Annotated in this window: 18 protein-coding genes and 1 tRNA gene; 7 read left to right on the top strand and 12 right to left on the bottom strand. The window is 40.1% G+C overall.

Annotated features, from left to right (window positions below; translation table 11 throughout):
• Positions 1–15 precede the first annotated feature (15 nt).
• Complete coding sequence (queF, locus tag M1G12_RS05770; protein WP_000082587.1) at positions 16–507, top strand: preQ(1) synthase; 492 nt, start codon at positions 16–18, stop codon at positions 505–507.
• Positions 508–575: 68 nt separating this feature from the next.
• Here queF and M1G12_RS05765 read toward each other — a convergent pair.
• Both M1G12_RS05765 and M1G12_RS05760 read right to left on the bottom strand, forming a co-directional pair.
• Positions 576–1,924 (bottom strand): IS3 family transposase gene (locus M1G12_RS05765; RefSeq protein WP_247949541.1). Its coding sequence is split into 2 segments (ribosomal slippage): positions 576–1,483 and positions 1,483–1,924, totalling 1,350 coding nucleotides; the frame shifts between segments, so codons are not numbered across the junction.
• 79 nt (positions 1,925–2,003) lie between these two features.
• Positions 2,004–2,672 carry an MIP/aquaporin family protein gene (locus M1G12_RS05760; protein WP_247949540.1) on the bottom strand — a complete coding sequence of 223 codons (669 nt, stop codon included), beginning with the start codon at positions 2,670–2,672 and terminating at the stop codon, positions 2,004–2,006.
• A 255-nt stretch (positions 2,673–2,927) separates the two neighbouring features.
• Here M1G12_RS05760 and M1G12_RS05755 point away from each other — a divergent pair, with 255 nt between their 5' ends.
• The gene (locus M1G12_RS05755) at positions 2,928–3,692 is read left to right on the top strand and encodes a (S)-acetoin forming diacetyl reductase (protein ID WP_000048147.1); all 765 of its coding nucleotides are present in this window, start codon (positions 2,928–2,930) and stop codon (positions 3,690–3,692) included.
• A 107-nt stretch (positions 3,693–3,799) separates the two neighbouring features.
• Here the strand turns inward: M1G12_RS05755 and M1G12_RS05750 are convergent, their stop codons facing one another.
• Together M1G12_RS05750 and M1G12_RS05745 are read right to left on the bottom strand one after the other, a co-directional pair.
• Positions 3,800–4,591 (bottom strand): DUF2785 domain-containing protein, encoded by a 792-nt coding sequence (locus tag M1G12_RS05750; RefSeq protein ID WP_247949539.1) that lies wholly within the window; start codon positions 4,589–4,591, stop codon positions 3,800–3,802.
• Positions 4,592–4,602: 11 nt separating this feature from the next.
• Entirely contained in the window at positions 4,603–4,935 is a 333-nt protein-coding gene (locus M1G12_RS05745) for a winged helix-turn-helix transcriptional regulator (protein WP_247949538.1), read from the bottom strand.
• 151 nt (positions 4,936–5,086) lie between these two features.
• Between M1G12_RS05745 and M1G12_RS05740 the strand changes: the two genes are divergently transcribed.
• The gene (locus M1G12_RS05740; protein ID WP_247949537.1) at positions 5,087–5,476 is read left to right on the top strand and encodes a nuclear transport factor 2 family protein; all 390 of its coding nucleotides are present in this window, start codon (positions 5,087–5,089) and stop codon (positions 5,474–5,476) included.
• A gap of 167 nt (positions 5,477–5,643) precedes the next feature.
• Here the strand turns inward: M1G12_RS05740 and pepF are convergent, their stop codons facing one another.
• The 6 genes from pepF to M1G12_RS05710 all read right to left on the bottom strand — a co-directional run bounded on the left by pepF (position 5,644) and on the right by M1G12_RS05710 (position 11,270).
• Positions 5,644–7,440 (bottom strand): oligoendopeptidase F, encoded by a 1,797-nt coding sequence (gene pepF / locus M1G12_RS05735; protein WP_247949536.1) that lies wholly within the window; start codon positions 7,438–7,440, stop codon positions 5,644–5,646.
• 10 nt (positions 7,441–7,450) lie between these two features.
• Positions 7,451–8,194, bottom strand: coding sequence for a 16S rRNA (uracil(1498)-N(3))-methyltransferase (locus M1G12_RS05730; protein ID WP_004256076.1), 744 nt, complete (start codon positions 8,192–8,194; stop codon positions 7,451–7,453).
• Position 8,195: 1 nt separating this feature from the next.
• On the bottom strand, positions 8,196–9,146 hold the full coding sequence (prmA, locus tag M1G12_RS05725) for a 50S ribosomal protein L11 methyltransferase (protein ID WP_000451129.1): 951 nt from the start codon (positions 9,144–9,146) through the stop codon (positions 8,196–8,198).
• Between the two features lie 137 nt (positions 9,147–9,283).
• Positions 9,284–9,712, bottom strand: a complete 429-nt coding sequence (locus tag M1G12_RS05720) for an NUDIX hydrolase (RefSeq protein WP_000402001.1) — start codon at positions 9,710–9,712, stop codon at positions 9,284–9,286.
• 1 nt (position 9,713) lies between these two features.
• Entirely contained in the window at positions 9,714–10,781 is a 1,068-nt protein-coding gene (locus tag M1G12_RS05715; protein ID WP_024057540.1) for a M50 family metallopeptidase, read from the bottom strand.
• A gap of 18 nt (positions 10,782–10,799) precedes the next feature.
• Positions 10,800–11,270: a DUF3013 family protein gene (locus tag M1G12_RS05710; protein ID WP_049539571.1), complete on the bottom strand. Its 471-nt coding sequence runs from the start codon at positions 11,268–11,270 to the stop codon at positions 10,800–10,802.
• Between the two features lie 115 nt (positions 11,271–11,385).
• Here M1G12_RS05710 and M1G12_RS05705 point away from each other — a divergent pair, with 115 nt between their 5' ends.
• The 3 genes from M1G12_RS05705 (at position 11,386) to M1G12_RS05695 (ending at position 14,372) form a co-directional block, all read left to right on the top strand.
• Complete coding sequence (locus M1G12_RS05705; protein ID WP_084954434.1) at positions 11,386–12,657, top strand: replication-associated recombination protein A; 1,272 nt, start codon at positions 11,386–11,388, stop codon at positions 12,655–12,657.
• A 264-nt stretch (positions 12,658–12,921) separates the two neighbouring features.
• A tRNA-Lys gene (locus tag M1G12_RS05700) sits at positions 12,922–12,994 on the top strand.
• A 232-nt stretch (positions 12,995–13,226) separates the two neighbouring features.
• A complete protein-coding gene (locus M1G12_RS05695) occupies positions 13,227–14,372 on the top strand; it encodes a low temperature requirement protein A (RefSeq protein WP_247949535.1) in 1,146 nt (381 codons plus the stop codon).
• Between the two features lie 393 nt (positions 14,373–14,765).
• On the opposite strand, the gene M1G12_RS05690 is transcribed toward M1G12_RS05695, so the two are convergent.
• Together M1G12_RS05690 and M1G12_RS05685 are read right to left on the bottom strand one after the other, a co-directional pair.
• Positions 14,766–15,422 carry a hypothetical protein gene (locus M1G12_RS05690; protein WP_247942673.1) on the bottom strand — a complete coding sequence of 219 codons (657 nt, stop codon included), beginning with the start codon at positions 15,420–15,422 and terminating at the stop codon, positions 14,766–14,768.
• Positions 15,423–15,498: 76 nt separating this feature from the next.
• Positions 15,499–16,197 (bottom strand): hypothetical protein, encoded by a 699-nt coding sequence (locus M1G12_RS05685; RefSeq protein WP_247942672.1) that lies wholly within the window; start codon positions 16,195–16,197, stop codon positions 15,499–15,501.
• A 222-nt stretch (positions 16,198–16,419) separates the two neighbouring features.
• On the opposite strand from M1G12_RS05685, the gene M1G12_RS05680 reads away from it, so the two are divergent.
• Positions 16,420–16,953, top strand: a complete 534-nt coding sequence (locus M1G12_RS05680; RefSeq protein WP_247942671.1) for a hypothetical protein — start codon at positions 16,420–16,422, stop codon at positions 16,951–16,953.
• Positions 16,954–17,115 lie beyond the last annotated feature (162 nt).

Below are 17,115 nucleotides of genomic sequence, written 5' to 3'. Positions count from 1 at the left end.
TAGAAAGAAAAAATCATGTCACAACAAGAAGAAATGAAAAACCTAAGCCTACTAGGCAACAAAGAAACCAACTACATTTTCGAATATCAACCAGAAGTCCTGGAATCCTTTGACAATCGTCATGTGGAAAATGACTATTTCATCAAATTTAACTGTCCTGAATTTACCTCACTTTGCCCAATCACTGCTCAGCCAGACTTTGCGACTATTTATATTTCCTACATTCCTGACAAGCTCTGTGTTGAGTCAAAATCCCTCAAACTCTACCTCTTTAGCTACCGAAACCACGGAGATTTCCACGAAAACTGTATCAATACCATCGGGAAAGACTTGGTCAACTTGCTAGACCCTCGCTATTTGGAAGTCTGGGGAAAATTCACTCCGCGCGGTGGCATTTCAATCGACCCCTACTACAACTACGGTAAGCCTGGAACTAAGTATGAAGGCTTGGCAGAACAACGCCTCTTCCAACACGACCTTTATCCTGAGAAAATTGACAACCGTTAAACTCAAACAAAAAAGCCCTGTTCCTCAAGATGAGGAGTGTACTGACCCCAAAAAGCTAGACAAATAATTTATCCGAAGGATTTAGTTCTGTATTGCACAGGACTGAGTCCTTTTAGTTTAACCTTAATTCGTTTATTGTTGTAGTAATCAATATAGTCTACAATGGCTTGTTCCAATTGGTTGAGCGACTCAAATGACTTCTCATAACCATAAAACATCTCCGATTTCAGAATGCCAAAGAAAGATTCCATCATGCCGTTGTCTGGGCTGTTACCTTTACGTGACATGGATGCTTGAATTCCCTTACTCTCTAGGAAGCGATGATAAGAATCGTGTTGATATTGCCAACCTTGGTCACTATGAAGAATCGTATTCTCGTAGTGCTTCTCTGTGAAGGCCTGTTCCAACATTGTTTTTACTTGTTCTAAGTTAGGTGAAGTTGAAAGATTATAGGCGATAATTTCGCTATTAAAACCATCTAAAACTGGTGATAAGTAAAGCTTTTGAGTACTTGCTGGAATGGCAAATTCTGTCACGTCCGTATAACACTTTTCCATTGGTTTAGCTGCTTCAAATTGGCGTTGAATAAGGTTGTCTGCTTTCTTGCCAACATCTCCTTTATGAGAAGAATACTTGCGTTTCTTGCGGATTCTAGCTTGTAAATTGAGCACTTTCATCAAGCGTTGAACTCTTTTATGATTGACCACATAACCACGATTTCTTAATTCTAAATGGATTCGACGATATCCGTAATTTCCTTTTTGTTCGGTAAAAATAGCTTGAATTTCAGCTTTAAGCTTTTGATCCTTATCTGGTTTGTCTAGCTGTTTCAAATGATAGTAGTAGGTCGAACGAGCGAGTTTAATGGTTTTTAGAAGAATATCTAACGAAAAATCAGTGATTAATTCTTGAACAATTTCTTTCTTTCTTCTTTCTCTTTTTCCTCCTTCAAGCGGAGTTCTCTCAACTTTTTTAGGACAGCATTCTCCGCTCTCAGGTACTCGTTTTCTGCTTGAAGTCGTTCTAACTCTGTCATCTCTTCGGGTTTCTTCTTTGGTTTACGTCCCATTTTAGATGGTCTCCCTTTTGTTTTCTCAACAATAGTATACCCGTTTTTCTTGTATTGTGCCATCCAATTTGGAAGCATACCACGATTTGGGAGAGCATATTCGAGAGAAACTCTATCTTGAGACCAGTTTTCATGTAGAACTTTATCAATCATTTCTTGTTTTAATTCAGGAGAATAGTAACGATTTTTTTCTTTTTTGACGAACTCTATTCCATAACGATCAATCAATTTAATCATGTACCTAATATTAGAATTGTTTATCCCAAATTTATTTGAAAGCTTCTCTAAGCTATATCCTTGTTTTCTAAGTTCATAGATCTGAACTTTATCATCATAAGTTAATTTCATAATAAAAGCACCCCAAAAGTTAGATTTTTTCTGTCTAACTTTTGGGGTGCAGTTCAGAGCAAGGCTTTTTGAATTTCAATTATTCTTCTGTTCCAAGGAAGTTTTTCGCAACAAGAGCTGCAAGAACACCACCAACGATTGGGGCAAGGATGAAAATCCATACTTGTTGAAGGGCTGCGCCACCTACAAAGACAGCTGGTGCCAAGCTACGAGCTGGATTAACTGAAAGTCCAGTAATGTTCAATCCCACAAGGATCATTGCCATCAAGGACAAACCGATTACCAAACCAGCAATCGCACCATTTCCTTTGCTTGCTGATGTCACAGTCATGATAACCAAGACAAACAAGAAAGTTGCGATGACTTCAAACAAGAAACCACCAAAGACAGTAACACCGTTTGCCAAGGCATTTTCACCAAGACTAGCAGTTGACATGCCTGAGTTAGCCAAGAGGAAGAAGACAGAAGCAGATGCTAAGAAAGCTCCAACAACCTGACCAAGGATGTAGTTGACAAGGTCTTTTGATGACAAACGTTTGTTTACAAACATAGCGATCGAAACAGCTGGGTTCAAGTGAGCACCTGAAACAGTTCCGATTGAGTAAGCTGCAACTACGATTGCCAGACCAAAGGCAAAGGCAATCCCTAGGTGACCAAGGCCATCAAGACCATTTCCAAAAACAACAGCTCCTGTTCCGACGAACACAAGCATAAAGGTACCGATTAACTCAGCGACAAATTTTTTCATTTTCTTTCTCCTTTTTTCAAAAACTAGATACTAGTCTATCAAAAGAGGGAAAGGGTTTCAAGAAAATTGCTTGGAAATTTTCAGGACAAAATTCTATAAAAACGGTAGTGTTTATTTGAAACATTTTTTCTAAAGTTATATACTATTAACATAGTTCGGATATGTTGTTCAACCCCTAATTTGAACTAATTTTTACAACTTTGCTGTTCTTTTATGAACGTTTGAATGGTATCGTGGATACCAAGGAGGAATCATATGTCTAAAGTTGCTATTGTCACAGGTGCAGGTCAAGGAATCGGTTTTGCAATCGCAAAACGATTGGTTCAAGATGGCTTTAAGGTAGGAGTCTTAGACTACAATCCCGAAACAGCTGAAAAAGCTGTTGCCGAATTATCAGCTGAAAATGCCTTTGCTGTCGTGGCTGATGTTTCGAAACAGGCCGAAGTTGCACAAGCATTTCAAAAGGTTGTTGACCATTTTGGTGATTTGAATGTTGTTGTAAATAACGCTGGTGTTGCTCCAACTACTCCTCTTGATACAATTACTGAGGAACAATTTACACGCACTTTCGGTATCAACGTTGGTGGTGTCATTTGGGGGTCACAAGCTGCACAAGCGCAATTTAAAGCACTTGGCCACGGAGGTAAAATTATCAACGCAACCTCTCAAGCCGGTGTAGTGGGCAATCCAAATCTAACTGTTTATGGTGGAACAAAATTTGCTGTTCGCGGAATCACGCAAACATTAGCACGTGATTTAGCAGACTCAGGCATCACTGTTAACGCCTACGCACCAGGTATTGTGAAAACACCAATGATGTACGACATCGCTCATGAAGTTGGTAAAAATGCAGGAAAAGATGACGAATGGGGTATGCAGACATTTGCAAAAGATATTACTCTAAAACGTCTATCTGAACCAGAAGATGTGGCTGCTGCTGTCAGCTTCCTTGCAGGGCCAGATTCAAACTACATTACAGGACAAACCATTATCGTTGATGGTGGTATGCAATTCCATTAAGATACAAGAAAAGAGGTTGGAAAATGATTCAACCTCTTTTATTAGTTTTCATTATTAGTTAGGAGGGTACAATAGAAACTCTTTCAATAAGTAATATTAGCTTATCCCTAGTATTGAAAAGACTGGATAGCTTCTTTCAAGTCATCTTGTAAACTATTTCTCTGGTCAAGTTGGACATAGACTTCCAACAGACAGGATCTGAAGTTGGAAAATTTATAAAAATCTTCCCTTTCTTCTATCGGAAAGTCAACAGCTTTTATCCAAGAAGCTACTTGCTCTTGCTCCAACTTCCCTTGTAAAATAGGTTCATAGATCACTCTTGCTAAACGCCAATCCTCATCATCTGTAAAACGAATCGAAATTCTTTTAAATAGTTGGCCAAGTATATCAAATACTTCATGAACTCTGTTTTTAGGAAAGTCTGGATGACAAACCACCTCTGTCAGTAAATCGGCTCCATGTGCAAAAGCATGAACCCAACCATACTGACTTGAAAAACCCGTTGTATCCTTTTCTTTTGAAAGATAGTGCAAGCCTTGATTTAAAAGGACATTACGAATTTCTGCTTTTAATCCCTGATAAAAAATCGATTGCTGGTTGGCATCTGCAGACAAGAGATTTACATAAATAAGCGCCCTAAAAGAACGTTCAAGGGTTGACAGACCTACCTTATCAATCTCTTTATCTAATCCTCCATCAGATGAAATCCCTTCAGCAATGAAATGAAATTGTTCCTGTGTAAATAGTTCTTCCTGAATCCCTCTAGCAAAGCTTGTAAAAACAAGGTCATCACGAATTTCTGGAGAAGGATCTCCCAAATGATCAAGCAACCACTGGATTTCTTCCTGATGATAACTTGGTCTTTCTTCAGATATTTTTCTGAGTAACTCTTTATACATGGTCAATACCTCTACATTTCTAGCAGCTTGATATAATCTATACCCCATTTCTCGACAGCATCTAAAACAACTCTGAATTCCTGCCCCATTTTGGTTAAGCTGTACTCAACTCGTGGTGGAACTTCGGCATAGACCTTTCGTTGAACAATCTTATCCTTTTCTAATTGACGGAGATGACGGGTCAAAATAGTTTGAGTAATCCCAGGCAATAATCTCTGCAATTCTTTAAATCGTTTAGTACCCGTACTCAACTGATAAATGATTACCAGTGCCCATTTCCCCGTTAAAACCCTCTGCGTTGTCGCAAATGGACAAATACCATACTCACTCACTTTATTTGTCATAAAATATCTTCTTTCTATTTTTTTAAAAAAAATTTATCTTTTAGTATCAATAATAGTACCACTTTTGATACTAGCTATCGAAAAAGTGCCTACTTGTTTTTTTGTTTGTAACTGTTACAATTATATCATAAAAAAGAAATGGAGAATATATATGTCAACAAACTTAGAAATTTTCAACGCTTATAACCAAGCTTTAATTGCTGGTGACTTTCCTGGTGTCTTTGAAACGATGGCAGACGATATTGTCTGGCATCAACCTGGTAATCATAGTATATCTGGTACAGTTGTTGGTAAGGACAAGCTAGGAACTCATCTGGCTACATTTGCTGAGAAAACTAATGGAACCTTTAAGGTGATAACAAATTGGGTTTCTGACAATAAGAATTTAATCGCAGCCAATGTTACTTTTCTTGGAACACGGGCTGATGGTACTGAACTCAATATGAACGGGATTGATCTCTTCCGTATTGAAGACGGAAAAATCAAAGAAGTTTGGCTCTTCTCTTCAGATCAAGCTGAAGAAGATAGCTTTTGGGGATAATTTAAGAGGCTAGGACAAAAAATTTTGATTTTAGGAATTCTTTATTATAAATTTTTAAAATCGATAGATTAGAAAAAAAGCGAACAAGACAGAATTCTGAGTATCAGATAACTCGTTTTATTCGCTTTTTTATTTAAGGTTAGACTTTTGTCCCAGACTCTTTTAATTTACTCTCCCAACTGGGCACTGTAGGTGATGATCTGATCAACTGTGTCAGACAAGAATTGGATGGTATCACGGAGTGGTTTGTCTGTTGAAATATCAGCACCGATAATCATAGCTGACTCAAGTGGTGTCTTGCTACCACCTGATTTGAGGAGATTGAGCCAGTCCTCAGCTCCAGTTTCTGAATGTTTCAGATGAAGGTAACCCGCAGTCGAGATGACTAGTCCTGCTGAGTAAGTGTAACTATACAAGCCCATGTAGTAGTGAGCTTGGCGCATCCAAGTCAAAGCTGCATCATCATCGATTTCAATGGCATCTCCCCAGAAATCGGTCAAAACTTCCTTCATAATGCTGTTGAGTTTGCTTGCTCCGAAAGTTTCTCCTTCTTCAATCAATGTATACACTTTACGCTGGAAGGCTGCTTCTAAGAGGTGGGTAATAAAGTTATGGAAGTAGGTGTCTGTCAAGCGGTGAGCCAGAGCAAAGCGTTTTTGACGAGGGTCGTCAGATTGGTGCTCCAAATAATCACTGAGAAGCAATTCATTGAAAGTTGACGGTGCTTCAACATAGTAGGTCGACATGTGGGCGTTGAAGTAGCTCTGGTGATTATCTGAAAAGATGAATTGACCAGAATGCCCGATTTCATGAATCAAGGTATAAACATCGCTCAAACGACCAGTCCAGCTCATGAGAACATAAGGATGCACACGATATGGGTCCGCCGCATAACCGCCAGAATCCTTGCCACTATTGGCAGCAAAGTCCACCCAGCGCTCTTCTTGATAACGAGCAACTTCCTGACAATATTCTTGTCCCAAAGGTTCTACGGACTTCATGACCAAATCATAGGCGTCGTCAATAGTCACTTGAGGATTCAGGGCGCTGTCCAAGTCCAATTTCCAGTCTGCAAAGGTCATCTTTTCAAGACCATTTACCTTGGCAACATGCTTGAGGTATCTCTGAGCAACCGGCGCAAAATCCTTCATAATGAAATCAATCTGGCGGTCAAACATGACACGGTCTACTTCCTGTTCAGCTAGAAGATAGTCAAAGACTGAGTCGTACCCCTTCATATCTGCCAGTAGTTTTTCAGACTTGACTTGGGCTAGATAGGCTGCTGCAGCCGTATTTTGGTGCTTACGAAGACCTTCTGAGAAGGAACGGAATGATTTCTCACGGACCTCAGCGTCCTCGTGATTTTGGTAGAAATTTTCATAGGTCACAAAGCTGTTTTTGTAGGTCTTGCCATGAGCTTCAAAGTCAGCCATTTCAAAATCCCCAGCTCGCATCTTAGTGTAAATATCCTGCGGACTGTAGAAAACTTCACCGAGATTGGTCAAGGCCTTCTCCACATCAGCCCCTAGATAGTGGGCTTTTTTGATTTTTGCCTGACGAATGGTAGCTGTTAAATGTGGCAATTTACCCAAACGGTCCAAGACTTCCTCATCAGCTTCCACCAAGGCATCGTCAAAGAAGGTCAAGGCTACGCTAGCATCTGTTTCAAATTCCATCCCAGCTTGGGCAATGTTGGCAAATTCGTCATTGCTATAGTCTGTCGTCTGAGGCATAAAGCCATAGTTACCAATATGGCTCATCTGAATGTAGATTTGTTCCAATTCCGCAAAGGCCTTCTCGAAATCTTCAAAAGTGTGAAGATTGCCCTTGTAGTCACGGCTAAACTGGTTGATGTCTTCACGAGCCTTCTCGATTGCACGCAAGAAATCCTCACGGTCTTGGTATAGGGCTGTTAAATCCCAAAGTTCCTTCTCTGGAAATTCTGAACGGTGTTTTTGTTCCATTTTCTTCCTCTTATTTCTCTAATTCTAATAAAACACTAAGGGCTGATAAGGCGTAAAGCGGTGCTGTTTCTGCTCGCAAAATACGAGGACCAAGACCTGCCAAGACTGCTCCCTTAGCTTCAAAACTTTCGATTTCTGCAGGTGACAGACCACCTTCTGGACCAAAGATAAAGAGCAATTTGGCTCCCTTCTCGAGTCCATTAACTGCTTGTAAAAGCGCAGCGGCTTCTCCTTCTTTGGCCGACTCTTCATAAGCCACTACGATAGAGTCAAATTGGTCCAGTTGAGCTAGAAAGTCTGATTTTTTCTCGAAAAGTGTGACACTTGGTACTAGATTACGCTTGCTTTGTTCTGCTGCTCCAAGGGCAATTTTTTCTAGTTTTTCAATCTTTTTACCCAATTTCTTGCCATCCCATTTGGCGACCGACCAATCGGCAGGGAAGGACCAAATCTGGCTGGCGCCCAGTTCAGTTACTTTTTGAGTGATAAACTCGAGCTTGTCGCCCTTGGGAAAGCCAGATGCGATGGTCACCTGGATTGGTAATTCCACGTTGTCAGCTAACTTTTCAACCAACTCAAACTGACGATTTTCAACATCCAAGACGCGCGCCAAACGCTTGATACCATCATCAAAGACTAAGGTCACCTCATCATCTTCTTTCAAGCGCATAACCTGAAACATATGCTTGCTGGTTTCCTTGTCCTCGATGGTGACAGGAGAGACTGCACTCCCCTTGACAAAATACTGCTGCATGCTAGCCTCCAATCACACCGGAAATATCCTTGGTTTTCTTAAAGACACAGGCATTCCATTCCCCTTGAACCATGTGAGTTTCGAGGAAAAATCCAGCTGACTCAGCCGACTCGCGCACCATGTCCCACTTGTCCTTGATAATGCCACTCATGATGAGGTAGCCTTCATCCTTGACCAAGCGGTAAGCATCATCCGTCAAATGAATAAGGATATCCGCCAAGATATTAGCCACAATCACATCTGCCTCAATCTCAACTCCCTTAAGCAAGTCTCCTGCTGCTACATGAATGTTTTCCATACCAGGGTTGAGCTCAATATTTTCCTGAGCAACACGAACTGCCACATCATCCAGGTCGTAGGCAAAGATTTCCTTGGCACCAAGTAGCGAGCTGGCAATAGAGAGAACCCCTGAACCAGTACCCACATCTAGCACTGTTTCCCCACCACGAAGAACCTGCTCCAAGGCAAAGAGGCTCATCTTAGTGGTTGGATGGGTCCCCGTACCAAAAGCCATACCTGGATCCAGCTTGATAATCTTTTCCCCAGCAGTCGCCTCATAGTCCGTCCAAGACGGCACGATGGTCAAATCATGAGTGATACGAGCTGGTTCATAGTATTTCTTCCAGTTGTCTGCCCAGTCTTCCTCAGCCAAGGCAGTCGTCCCCATCTTGACCTCTCCCAAGTCCATAAAATCAGTTAGTTCCGCGAGACGGGCCTGCAAGTCTGCCTCAACCGTTGCTATATCAACTGTATCAGGGTAGTAGGCTGTCACTACGATTTCTTCTTGCTGCTCAACCTCTGGGAAAATCTCTCCGAAGCGGTCAACATTTCCCATATAGTCCATACTGTCTTCGATTGCGACTCCTTGGGCACCTAGCTCAATCAAGAGGTTGGAAACCAACTCCTCTCCCTCACGCTTCACTGTAACTTTTAACTCTTGCCATGTTTCCATCATTAAGATACCAAGCCCGTAAAACACAAAGCCAAAATAGGAAACTCTCTGAAGACGTTTGTATCTAAGAGAAGTTTATCTTTTTGGCACCGTGTTTAGGGCGGGTTCAGTTTAGAAATGTAACTGAACCATCCTTTCTAATCACTTACTTTTAAATAATCTTTTAATCTCTCTTGCAACTGAGGTACAGCTTGACTGGAGCTAAGAAATTCCTCAACATTCATCAGCTGATAGCCCTGTCCTTCATCTCCAAATACGATACTGTCAAACTGAGCCTGTGTCAACTGACCGACTAGAAATACAGATTGTTTATCCGCAAAAAGCATACTTGGATAAACCTTACTCCAAAGCAGACAATCCTCAGTCAGATAAATTCCCAGTTCTTCATAAACTTCACGCGCCACGCACTCAAAAGGACTTTCATCACCTTCACGTCCACCGCCTGGAAGTTCCCACATATTGGGCCAGGGAATGCTTGCCTTATCATCGCGTAAGATGGTCAGGAGCCTATCCCCACAAAACAAAGCAATCTTACAGCCTGTGAAATCAGAAATCTCTATTTCCATATTAGACTCCTTCGGTTAATTCCTTTTCCAGCTCAGCTAACCAGTTTTGATAATAGCTTTTCTCATCCCGTAACATCCGACTGCTATTCATTTTCTGTCTAGCAATCTTCATAGCCTTGTGAGTTTGAACTACATCTTTCTTTACCTTAAATTGATACCAAGCTTGAATGACCTGCATATCTGCTGTTTTTAGAGATAAAAAGGATTTGACTCCTCGAATACTTGCATATTCTTCCGCCTTCTTATTATCTCCTTCCATCAGAGCAACTTGAAGAAGGTATAATTGAGAACTAGTTTTAGACATTGGATTGTCTGTTTTATCTAACACAGACTGAAACTGTTGCTTTGCAAGTTCTATATTATCATCCAATATGAATACCAACCCCTGAAGAGTCTGAACACTTTCTGCAAAACTCCCTCTCACCTCCTCATCAACAGGCATGATAAAGTCTTTTAAATCATATTCTTGAGGAGCTAGCAAGGTCTGGGCAGAATGCCTCAACATCAGGTAGGCGTATTTCGTATTTTCAGGGTGTTGTAGCAATTCCCAAATTTTTGCTCCATCGGTGATGCCGACTGGCAAAATGTTATTTAGGAAGAAAGACAAATTAAGAAAAATCCAAGTCCCTGCAAAATACCAGCTTCTTGTCAAAAATCCAAACACTATCGCCAATAATATCAAGCTGAGATGAACCATCAAGCCTCCTGAAAGCATCAGGATGATTCTTTGATCACTTTCATCCTCTTTTAAACCAATGTATTGAGCACCAACATTTTTCAGAATGGCTGTTCTACTAAGATGAAACCTGCCTAACTTTTTGGTCAAAATAAAATGTCCTAACCCAAAAGCCACCAGACGATAGCCTGTCAGATAACCACAAAATGCATGACCAAGCTCATGAAGAATCAAGATTACATACATGCTTAGAAAAGCAAAAGCATAACCAAAACTAAAAACTAATAATGCAGAATAGCCCAACTCTGCAAATGCGATGGTTCCACAAGCAAAAGCTAGCATAATAAAGACAACAGCTAGCACATAAACCAAATAAATCCCAATTTTCTTCATAAAATCTCCAACCAACTCCTAATATCTCGGATAAGGATAAAATTCTCCTTCTTCCAAGCCAACTTTTCCTTCTTCAAAGACTTCTTGGTTCCATTCCATGACGAATTCCTCTGCTTCTGGGTCTTCCAAAAAGTCCATAAGGGCATCTAGTCCAACCTCGGCAGTATCTTTAAGGAATAGCGCAAAATAAGCTAAAAACTCACGAGAAAAACCTTTTTTAGGTAGGTAAGGGATAACTGTCAAATAGTCTTCCTCATTGACAGTTGACTTAGCAGGATTGTAAAAGAGTACCGCTTCTTCAAATAGGATGTCGTCTGATGACACCTCTCCGTCCTCGTCCAGCATCTCTACTCCTGCAGCATTTTGCGCTTCCAATAGAAAACTCACTTCAACCGCGTGGTTGCGCTTGTCCCAACTAATCTCAAAGTCAAAGGGAAAATTCTTCTCTAACTCTTCCTCTAAAACATCTAAAAATCCATATGTTGCCATTTTGTCCTCTTTCTATGCGACTCTTAAATCGCCCCGATTGCTCGGAAATATGCTAAAATAGATACTACCATCTTACCACATATACATCAGAAAATCCACGTTAGAAAGGACTGCTATGCCAGACAATCTCGCGCTTCGCATGCGCCCTAAAACCATCGATCAGGTCATCGGTCAGGAACATCTGGTCGGACAAGGAAAAATCATCCGCCGCATGGTAGAAGCCAATCGCCTCTCCTCCATGATTCTTTATGGACCTCCTGGAATCGGCAAAACCAGTATTGCCTCTGCCATCGCAGGGACGACCAAGTATGCCTTTCGAACTTTCAATGCGACAGTTGATAGTAAAAAGCGACTGCAAGAAATTGCGGAAGAAGCTAAATTTTCTGGTGGTCTCGTCCTATTGCTAGACGAGATTCATCGCCTTGACAAAACAAAGCAAGACTTTCTTTTGCCACTCTTAGAAAGTGGACTGGTCATCATGATTGGGGCTACGACTGAAAATCCTTTCTTTTCCGTCACTCCTGCCATTCGCAGTCGCGTTCAGATTTTTGAGTTGGAACCTCTGTCCAATCAAGACGTCAAGGAGGCTCTTCAGATAGCTCTAAGTAACCCTGAGCGTGGTTTTGATTTCCCAGTAGAACTAGATGAGGATGCGCTGGATTTCATCGCAACTTCTACAAACGGAGACCTGCGTTCTGCCTTCAACTCACTGGACTTGGCTGTTCTTTCTACCCCTGAGAATGACAAGGGCTTTCGCCATATCACTCTAGACATCATGGAAAATAGTCTTCAGAGAAGCTACATCACTATGGATAAGGATGGAGATGGCCACTATGATGTTCTCTCAGCCCTGCAAAAGTCTATCCGTGGCTCAGATGTGGATGCCAGTCTTCACTATGCTGCCCGCTTGATTGAGGCTGGTGATTTGCCAAGTCTCGCACGTCGCTTGACCGTTATCGCCTATGAAGATATTGGTTTGGCCAATCCTGAAGCTCAGATTCATACCGTAACTGCTCTAGATGCTGCTCAAAAGATTGGGTTCCCAGAAGCTCGCATCCTCATTGCTAATGTTGTAATTGATTTGGCCCTTTCTCCAAAATCCAACTCAGCCTATGAAGCTATGGACAAGGCCCTTGCTGACCTCAAAACATCAGGGCATTTGCCCATTCCACGACATCTGCGTGACGGACATTATAGTGGTAGCAAGGAATTGGGCAACGCTCAAAACTATCTCTACCCCCATAGCTATCCTGGACACTGGGTCAAACAAGATTACTTGCCAGAAAAAATCCGAAATCATCACTATTTCCAAGCAGAAGATACTGGTAAATATGAACGGGCTTTGGCTCAAAGAAAGGAAGCTATCGACCGTTTGCGAAAAATCTGAAATCCTTTTCAAAAAATTGCACTTTCCTCTTGATTTTTTTTGAAAAAGTGGTATCATATAAACATAGAAACGCTGTGGTGTACGACTTCACACTTAAGTGTTGACCGACTATTTTTTGTATTATTAGGGAAACAAAAGTCTTCTAACAGCATGTAGGCCGTCTCACACGGAAACAGCTTCAGTTAGAGCGAGTTGCCCACCTGCTTAATTGCGCGGGTTCAATACAAACCGTGAAGTTTCGGCACCAATACAGCTTTTTTCTTTGCCTCCTTAGCTCAGCTGGCAGAGCAGCGGACTCTTAATCCGTGGGTCACAGGTTCGATCCCTGTAGGGGGCATCTACATACAACAGGAAAAACCTTGAAATTCAAGGCTTTTTTGTGTAGTCTTAGCACTAAAAACGATAGAAAAAGCGGCCCTTCTGTACTGACCTCAAAAGTTGGACAGAAAAAACCTAACTTTTGTGGCGCAGTTCATTAGCGCCACATGAAATTATTTAAGCATATCCTTTTCTTTCATTACCATTTTCTGTTATAATAAATTGTACTTCTAAAATAGAAAGGTCTTAAGATGACAACTCTTATTAAACATAAACGTGTAGAATTTTCAGAACTTTTTTATGACCTAGTTTTTGTTTTTGCAATTTCAAAAGTAACTACTTTAATTGACCATCTTCATAACGGTATTTTGACTTGGAATTCTTTCCTTGATTTTTTCATTGCTACTTTGCTTCTCATCAATTCCTGGATGATTCAAACCGATTATACCAATCGCTATGGAAAGAACTCTTTATTTAACATAGTAATCATGTTTATCAAAATGGGAATTTTACTCTTTATAGCCAATATGATTGGACCTGATTGGCAACAATATTTTCATTATCTCTGTTGGGCTATTGGTACATTAACCCTTACCTTATTTTTTCAATATTTGGTTGAATTTTTTAGAAAATCAACCGATGATGTTAATCGGGAAAGTATCAAAGGTTTTCTATGGATAACAGCTCTAGGAAGTTTAGGAGTCTATCTAGCAGCTCTTCTTCCTATTTACGTTGGAGTCTCTGTCTTATTTGCTAGTATTCTGCTAACATTTATTATGCCAAGTATCTTGCTTAATAAAGATAAGCATTACCAGGTAAATCTCCCCCATTTAATCGAGCGCATCTCCCTTCTTGTCATTATTATGTTTGGAGAGATGATTACGGAGCTAGCTAACTTCTTTACAATCGAGAATTTCTCGATTTATTCGGTTCTTTATTTCATTATTATGATTTCTCTGTTCTTGTTTTATTTTGGTCAATTCGACCATGCTATTGATGAAAAATCTAATCAAAAGGGGCTATTTCTAATTTACAGTCACTATCCTATTTTCATTGGACTTATGATGATGACTGTATCGATGGGCTTTCTTCAGAATCCTGAAGCTAATCGTCTCTTTGCAACCAGCTTCTCTTATATCGGATTTGGCCTCTTTCAAGCTGCTGTCCTAGTAAATGGGCCCCATAACAAACACTATCTTCGCTATTCGAAAAGTTACTACTGTGTCCAAGCGACACTCTATCTGGCTGCCTTGATTCTCTCTTTAATCTTTGCTTCTAATCCTATAATAGTAGTGAGTATTACAACCATTTTAGCTCTAGCTATAGCCATTCATTTTATTTATTTTTATATGACACAGAATAAAAAATATTCCAAATCTAACTGGGGGTTCTTTTAATGAGTTTATAGCATTAAAAAAGCCTTGGTTTTCCAAGGCTTTTTTTTCATTAATTTGTTTTTCCATTTTATCCTCCGATTTGAACTCGCACTGACATTTATTTATAACAACACTATATATCTAGTATGGCATAATCATTAGGTATTATAGATTTTCAAACCAAATGTGAGTCATTCGTTTTTGCCCCACTTTTGCCCCATTTTTAAATCCTGACATTGAAAATACCTAAATGCATCTTCCAAAAATCATTTGTTTTTCAACATTTTTGATTACTTTCAATATAAAAATTTCTTACACATCCATGCAGGGGGCATATAAACAACAGGAAAAGCCTTGAAATCAAGGCTTTTTTGTTTTTCTAGGTATTTAGGGGCTATCCCAAAAGATAGTTTTTCAATTTTCTACTTCTTCCTTAAATCGTACTTTTCCTTGACTATATAATCTCATAATCTTCACAAAACGAACGGCATTGTTTTGGTTATACATAAGAAAAATTGTAAAGAATAACATGCCAGCAAACCACAAACCATAGCCTTCATTAATTGGTTGACCAAATTTTAGAGGAAGAGTCAAGAAATACAAAAAATAAAAGATGGACACTATATTTACTACAAAGCGAGCAAATCGAAAAGGTAAAGCAGACAGTTGTCTAGGATCAAACTGGTTTTTCACAAACAAATTATGAGATGCGGCATAGTAAAAGGCTTTCTCTGTCGTCGGCTGTGCTCTGCGAACATTTTTATAGAGAGCTCGTTCGAGTAAAGCAACTAACGAGAAAAACTGCATCAACCAAAAGAGAAGAATACAGGCTAGACTGAACCAGTTGTAGACACCAACAAACTTGAGTGAAAAGAAGCCCGAAACTGCGGGTCCACCTGCCATAAATAAAATCACCAATTCAGGAATGTAGGCGTTGGTCTTTCGAGCCCCTTCCGTATTGAGCAGGCCGCTCTTGGGAGCAGCTAAAGCCTCTCCTGTCTTTTGGTCATAATAAACAGCCTGTCCATCACATTCGCCGATAAAGACACGACGTCGTCCGAGAAAAAACATACATACCTCTTTCTATTTATGAAAACAAATTCTCAAAGTCTCCTAACCATTAGGAATAAATCTATAGACGAGAATCCTACTCTTCATATTCTGGGTGTTTGCGTACATAGCGTGCCGCCTGAACTCCGTCCACTATAAGAGCTGGGAAAACGAAGTTCATCAAGATACCCAAGAAAACACCAAAAATACTCTCAATGTAGCCAGTAATAATAGCTGGCGCTAACAATACAGCCACAAAAGCAACTCCAAAATTAAACAATCGCTCTTGCTTCTTGGCATTGTCTTTACCACCATAAGTCTCCCATCGGTTGAAAGCCCAGATTTTCCCCTGATTTTTAGGAAGATAATACCAGGAGTAGAGACCAATAGAAAAAAGTAGGATACAGAGAGCTACGAGATTGTAAATAAGTGCCCAGACTGAATAGATCCCGTCTTTCCCAACTAGCATAAGCAAGCCTATAAAAGTCATGTCAACGATAAAAATCAAAACAAGTAAGGAAACAAAAAGATAGATAAAACTCTTAAATCTCACAATAAAACGATCAAAGAAAGAGAGTGGGATAGCTATACCACTAATAACTATGCAAACAATGAACAAGATTTTATAAATGCCAATATGATCGATATAGGTCGTACCAAAAATTCCTATAAAAGAGACTGCTAGTGTAATCCAAGGTAGAAGTTTGAAATAGCCTAAACTAACCCCATCTGTAATCAAAGGGCCGTGGTAGCGTTCTTCGATCACTGCTTTCTTTTTCTTTGAAGATTTTGACATCAATATACCTTCTTATCTGTTCTGAATAATATTTTAATCCTAGTATACCATAAACCAACTTACTAGGTCATAGAATAGCTAAGATCTACATCTTGCTAAAAGGTTGACAGAACTTCGCTCCATAGGATATGATGGGAATACCTAGAATTTTATCTCTGCATGATCTTTACTCCTTCTACTGAAAAAGCGTTGGTGAGTTCAATTCTATATTTGGAGGTTTCTATGAAAATCTATTATTCAAAATTTGTCGGTGGTGGCTATCTACTCTTTGCATCGGGTGTATTCTTTCAATTTTTCTTTTTTCTCGCGCATGGATTGATCGACTTTTCGCAGCTTAGTCTTCTCACTGTGGTTCCAACCATCCTCTTTTTCGCTGCTATCTATTCAACGATTGCAGGTATCAAAAGACTTTCTAGTCGTAGGCTCTCCTTTGAATTCACCTTTGAAGGTATTTATGTCTATCCCGGGTTATTCTTCTCAAAAGAAATTTTCATCCCAAAAGAAGAATTGTTGCGAGCATCGTATGTCGAAGTGGATGTCAGTGACCCCGACCATGTCAACAGCAAGGCTAACTATTTAGACTTCAATCTGAGAGAGGTCACCCAGCTAGAAGATATCTCTAAGTCAAATGTCATCATCGATACCAGTGTCCTGATAGTGCGTCTCACCCTTAGCCTCTGTCGATTTAGAGAGGAAGAAAAAGCCGAGTTGGCGACCTATCTAAAAGAAAACTACGGCATTGATTTCTTATATTAGCAAGTAAAAAAGCCCTGATGTAGGGCTTTTTGTGTTGTTAGCGATTTAGCATATGCTACGCTCCGCTTTCATCCTACTCTTTCTTAAAGAGCACTTTTTCCTATATAAACCACTTTCCTAAAAAACATACTTATCTTTCTCCTCTAACCAACTGATTATCTT

The organism is Streptococcus mitis (assembly GCF_023110375.1).
Taxonomy (GTDB): Bacteria; Bacillota; Bacilli; order Lactobacillales; family Streptococcaceae; genus Streptococcus; species Streptococcus mitis_CI.
The sequence above is the reverse complement of the archived record's forward strand: the minus strand, read 5'-3'. Positions and strand labels throughout refer to the sequence as shown.

Coding starts and splice junctions, on each gene's coding strand:
- queF (WP_000082587.1), top strand. CDS start 16: ATGTCACAACAAGAAGAAATGAAAAACCTAAGCCTACTAGGCAACAAA.
- M1G12_RS05760 (WP_247949540.1), bottom strand. CDS start 2,672: ATGAAAAAATTTGTCGCTGAGTTAATCGGTACCTTTATGCTTGTGTTC.
- M1G12_RS05755 (WP_000048147.1), top strand. CDS start 2,928: ATGTCTAAAGTTGCTATTGTCACAGGTGCAGGTCAAGGAATCGGTTTT.
- M1G12_RS05750 (WP_247949539.1), bottom strand. CDS start 4,591: ATGTATAAAGAGTTACTCAGAAAAATATCTGAAGAAAGACCAAGTTAT.
- M1G12_RS05745 (WP_247949538.1), bottom strand. CDS start 4,935: ATGACAAATAAAGTGAGTGAGTATGGTATTTGTCCATTTGCGACAACG.
- M1G12_RS05740 (WP_247949537.1), top strand. CDS start 5,087: ATGTCAACAAACTTAGAAATTTTCAACGCTTATAACCAAGCTTTAATT.
- pepF (WP_247949536.1), bottom strand. CDS start 7,440: ATGGAACAAAAACACCGTTCAGAATTTCCAGAGAAGGAACTTTGGGAT.
- M1G12_RS05730 (WP_004256076.1), bottom strand. CDS start 8,194: ATGCAGCAGTATTTTGTCAAGGGGAGTGCAGTCTCTCCTGTCACCATC.
- prmA (WP_000451129.1), bottom strand. CDS start 9,146: ATGGAAACATGGCAAGAGTTAAAAGTTACAGTGAAGCGTGAGGGAGAG.
- M1G12_RS05720 (WP_000402001.1), bottom strand. CDS start 9,712: ATGGAAATAGAGATTTCTGATTTCACAGGCTGTAAGATTGCTTTGTTT.
- M1G12_RS05715 (WP_024057540.1), bottom strand. CDS start 10,781: ATGAAGAAAATTGGGATTTATTTGGTTTATGTGCTAGCTGTTGTCTTT.
- M1G12_RS05710 (WP_049539571.1), bottom strand. CDS start 11,270: ATGGCAACATATGGATTTTTAGATGTTTTAGAGGAAGAGTTAGAGAAG.
- M1G12_RS05705 (WP_084954434.1), top strand. CDS start 11,386: ATGCCAGACAATCTCGCGCTTCGCATGCGCCCTAAAACCATCGATCAG.
- M1G12_RS05695 (WP_247949535.1), top strand. CDS start 13,227: ATGACAACTCTTATTAAACATAAACGTGTAGAATTTTCAGAACTTTTT.
- M1G12_RS05690 (WP_247942673.1), bottom strand. CDS start 15,422: ATGTTTTTTCTCGGACGACGTCGTGTCTTTATCGGCGAATGTGATGGA.
- M1G12_RS05685 (WP_247942672.1), bottom strand. CDS start 16,197: ATGTCAAAATCTTCAAAGAAAAAGAAAGCAGTGATCGAAGAACGCTAC.
- M1G12_RS05680 (WP_247942671.1), top strand. CDS start 16,420: ATGAAAATCTATTATTCAAAATTTGTCGGTGGTGGCTATCTACTCTTT.